Consider the following 3,642-nt stretch of genomic DNA (forward strand, 5'->3'; position numbering starts at 1 on the left):
GACGTTCTTTCTCCAACATATTCTATGTTTTTCAAAGCTGGCTTTATATTTCCTAACATGGAGGTTATGTTTCCCAATTTTACATCATCTATGGCTGCTTTTATTGCCCCGCAGTGTTCATGACCCATTACTAAAATAAGTTTTGAACCTGAAACTTTACTCGCAAATTCCATGCTACCCAAGATATCTTCATTCACAAAGTTACCAGCTACTCTAGCGACGAATAGGTCGCCAATTCCTCGGTCAAAAACATCCTCAACAGGCACTCTGCTGTCCAGACAGGATAGCACTATTGCTTTTGGAAACTGTGAAAGTGTACTGTTTATAACCTGTTTGGAATGGTCTCTTTTGGAAAGATCATTATTTGTACAACTCACTAGACCTGGTGTTAAGGATTTCGTGAGAGTATAAAGTAATCGTTTCATAATTTGTTGTTTTAAAAGTTTAAGTTTTGATGTAAACTAAATTGGAGTTGACCTTTGGTCCAATTATTGGTTTCTTGACGCATCCAACCTAATTGAACACGGGAACTAGAGCTTAAGGCATAGCCCATACCAAAATAGGTCCTGTTACGGTCAAATAATTCAAGATCTGATACACCATTTGAGCGCTCACCATTCATAAACAATTCGTTATAAAATGCAGCGTAAAACACTCCTTTTTTTAATTCTGTACCATTTAAAGTAATGTTCAAAAATAAATTGTAGCGCAAACGTGTTCTAAAGTCTTGGTTTTCTATCCACCGTTGCTCGTATCTAAAGCGATGCGTTAAAAAAAAGCGTTTAGCAATTTTTTGAGGTATCAGTGCTTCTTGATAAATTCTGTTTTCACCGAAGGTGTTATCGCTTTCACCTGGTGTGCCAGTTGTAATATTAGCATAACCTACAGTAAAAACAGCAGTGGTGTTTTTGGGTGTATAAGTCACCCCAGATCTCAATAATAATTGTTCGAGATCACCAATGGTATTCCAATGACGGTATTGAAAGTCACCTTGAATACCCCAAGCACTTTCGTTCAAATTTACGTTGTAAAAATACATGTACCATGCACCAAGTTTAGATTCTTCAACTTGGGCTAAGGAGTTATAGGATAGGAAAAATCCTATTAAAATAAAATAAATTTTCATTGAATCGTATTTAAGTTAAAAAGAAGCTTCTGTTCTGTTAACTCAATACATCTGGGGGAATCAGTTTTAATTCTAAGTGGATTTGATCAAAACTAAGTAGGCAAAATTTAAACTTATTATTTTTTATAAAAAGGAGTTTAAAATTGGGGTTTAGAAATGAATTTATAAAGATGTCTTCTTCATTAGACGCCTTTCTTTCCTCAACCTCAATAGTAAGATTCACCTCAGTAACATCGATGGTATAATCATCGACTTGGGATGTGAATAGCGATAAAGCCAAGATGAAATAGATAAGTCTCATTTCTTAAATTATAGTATAAATTTAAACTATAACTATTAATTTGCTTGATTCGTTAAAATATAATTAACTAAAACCTAAAAAGTGTCACTATTTTTTAAAGATAGCTTTAGAATTTATAGAATCTTTATTTGACTGACCTAGAAGATGTTTACTCCCTATTATCCGATCCATTTCTTAAAGTCAGAGACACGCTCCCTACTCACTATGGCTGGTTCCTTTACTCCCTTAAGATTGACTTTGATCCGACTTGAAGAATAGCTCACCAGATCTTGTATGGCTTTATAATTAATAAAATGGCTTCTATTAATCCTAAAAAAATCGGTAGTTGGCAATTGCTGTTCTAAGGTGTTCAAAGAATCATCGATAACATAACTTTTACCTTCAAATGTAACGAGGGAAGTTGCTTTGTATTCGCTATAAAAACAGGCAATCTCGTCTATCGGATAGGTTTTAATATGGTCCCCTACTTTGACTGAAAACCTTGTTTTGAAAGAAGATGTTGAGGTTTCCTCCTGCATCAAATTCTTCAAAGCCTCTGGATCGATGAGTTTTGGAATATGTCTTTTCTCGAATTTCTGGAGGGCTTGGGAAAGTTCTTCAACATCTATAGGCTTTAGGAGGTAATCGATACTGTTCAACTTAAAAGCCTTTAAGGCATACTCATCGTAAGCTGTTGTGAAAATAATATCAGCTTCAACTTTTACCTTTTCAAAAATTTCAAAAGATAATCCATCGCTCAATTGAATATCAAGAAATATCAAATCCACTTTAGGTTGATGTTGAAACCAGTCAATAGACTCTTCAACCGAATGTAACTTTTTCTGGACCTCATAACCTAAGTCATTAATTATGCGTTCTAAACGTCTAGCGGCAGGTTTTTCGTCTTCTATGATTACAAGGGTTTTCATCTCAATAAAATTAGGTTATACTATTAGTTTTAAATTATTCAGTTAAAGTAGTCTTTTACTTTTTGTCTGTTCACTGGGCTGGAGTTCGTACGTTTTGAGGTTGAATTAGAGGAAGTTTGACTTTAAAGTGAGTCGAATTCTCTTCTAATAAAATTTCTTTATCGGTAAAGACTGCAAAACGCTTTATAATATTATCTAAACCAATGCCCTTCCTATTTGTGGTCTTGGGTTTAAGATTTAATGTGTTTTCAACCACTAAGTAGTTTTTGTCTATATAAATGTGTATGTGTAAGGGTTGGTGTTCAATCACTTTATTGTGTTTTATGGCATTTTCTAATAAAAGCTGAAGAGAAAGGGGGATAATTTGATAGTGATTATCAGGAATGGAGATTTTAAAAAGCAGACTATCTTCAAATCTCATCATCAATAAGTTGAGGTAAGTTTTCGCAAATTTAATCTCAGACTCTAAAGAAACCAAATCTTCTTGGCGCTGGTCTAGAACATACCGGTAAACTTTAGACATGGCGTTGGTGAATTCTGAAGCTTTTTTGGGATCTTCTTCAATAAGTGCAGAAAGTACATTAAGACTATTGAATAAAAAGTGAGGGTCGAGCTGGTCCTTTAAGGCTCTGTGTTGGGCTTTGGTATTTTCATTGATTTCACGTTGGACTTTTAATTCAGCTTTTACACCAAACTTATAAAAGTAATAGGCGTGAAAAGAAAGAGTAACAATGAGAGCTATAAATACTGGAAATAGATAATCCCAAAAACCTAGATTAGATAAAAAACCTTCGAAGGTATTCCCATAAATCCAAACGCTGTGTAAGAGTCTAGCTGTCAAGAACCCCAATACCGAGACAATAACTGAACCGGGAATTCCTAAAGCAGTGAGTGTTTTTGGGTGTTTGCTCCATGAAAATTTGCGTTCAATTAATGTAAAAAAAATAATGTTGAAGGTTCCTATAATAAAGGCATAAGAGAAATTGACAATGAGAGACTTATAGTCTATGAGCTGATTATAATCCCAACCGCGGCCCATATAGTTGATGAATTGGATGACAATAGCAATTACTGCCGAGATCCATAAAAATCTTAAGAACTGCTGTAAAGGTTTCGTTTTCATAAGTGAATCTTTTCTGAACCCAAAAATAGAAGATTAAGATATAAATAAATTTAAAAAATTGATGAGTTTTAAAATGAGGTGGATGAGTTGAAGTTGATAGCTATTATGACTAGTTTAATATGTTCAAAACAAATTCTTAAGGGTTTATGTAACTTATACCAAATTAAACCTATAATGTCGCAAT

At 34.0% G+C, this 3,642-nt stretch carries 5 protein-coding genes; all 5 read right to left on the reverse strand.

Going from position 1 to position 3,642, the window contains the following annotated elements:
- Nucleotides 1-425 (reverse strand): carbonic anhydrase (locus CXF67_RS08675; RefSeq protein ID WP_308302190.1); only part of this gene is annotated, 425 nt, incomplete at its 3' end.
- Nucleotides 426-436: 11 nt separating this feature from the next.
- Nucleotides 437-1,126, reverse strand: a complete 690-nt coding sequence (locus CXF67_RS08680; RefSeq protein ID WP_102088399.1) for a DUF2490 domain-containing protein — start codon at nt 1,124-1,126, stop codon at nt 437-439.
- Nucleotides 1,127-1,163: 37 nt separating this feature from the next.
- Nucleotides 1,164-1,427: a hypothetical protein gene (locus CXF67_RS08685; protein ID WP_102088400.1), complete on the reverse strand. Its 264-nt coding sequence runs from the start codon at nt 1,425-1,427 to the stop codon at nt 1,164-1,166.
- A 158-nt stretch (nt 1,428-1,585) separates the two neighbouring features.
- Nucleotides 1,586-2,335 carry a LytR/AlgR family response regulator transcription factor gene (locus CXF67_RS08690; RefSeq protein WP_102088401.1) on the reverse strand — a complete coding sequence of 250 codons (750 nt, stop codon included), beginning with the start codon at nt 2,333-2,335 and terminating at the stop codon, nt 1,586-1,588.
- A 70-nt stretch (nt 2,336-2,405) separates the two neighbouring features.
- The gene (locus CXF67_RS08695) at nt 2,406-3,458 is read right to left on the reverse strand and encodes a sensor histidine kinase (protein ID WP_102088402.1); all 1,053 of its coding nucleotides are present in this window, start codon (nt 3,456-3,458) and stop codon (nt 2,406-2,408) included.
- Between the last annotated feature and the right edge of the window lie 184 nt (nt 3,459-3,642).

This window comes from Psychroflexus sp. MES1-P1E (assembly GCF_002836055.1).
Lineage (GTDB): Bacteria > Bacteroidota > Bacteroidia > Flavobacteriales > Flavobacteriaceae > Psychroflexus.

Coding starts and splice junctions, on each gene's coding strand:
- CXF67_RS08680 (WP_102088399.1), bottom strand. CDS start 1,126: ATGAAAATTTATTTTATTTTAATAGGATTTTTCCTATCCTATAACTCC.
- CXF67_RS08685 (WP_102088400.1), bottom strand. CDS start 1,427: ATGAGACTTATCTATTTCATCTTGGCTTTATCGCTATTCACATCCCAA.
- CXF67_RS08695 (WP_102088402.1), bottom strand. CDS start 3,458: ATGAAAACGAAACCTTTACAGCAGTTCTTAAGATTTTTATGGATCTCG.
- CXF67_RS08690 (WP_102088401.1), bottom strand. CDS start 2,335: ATGAAAACCCTTGTAATCATAGAAGACGAAAAACCTGCCGCTAGACGT.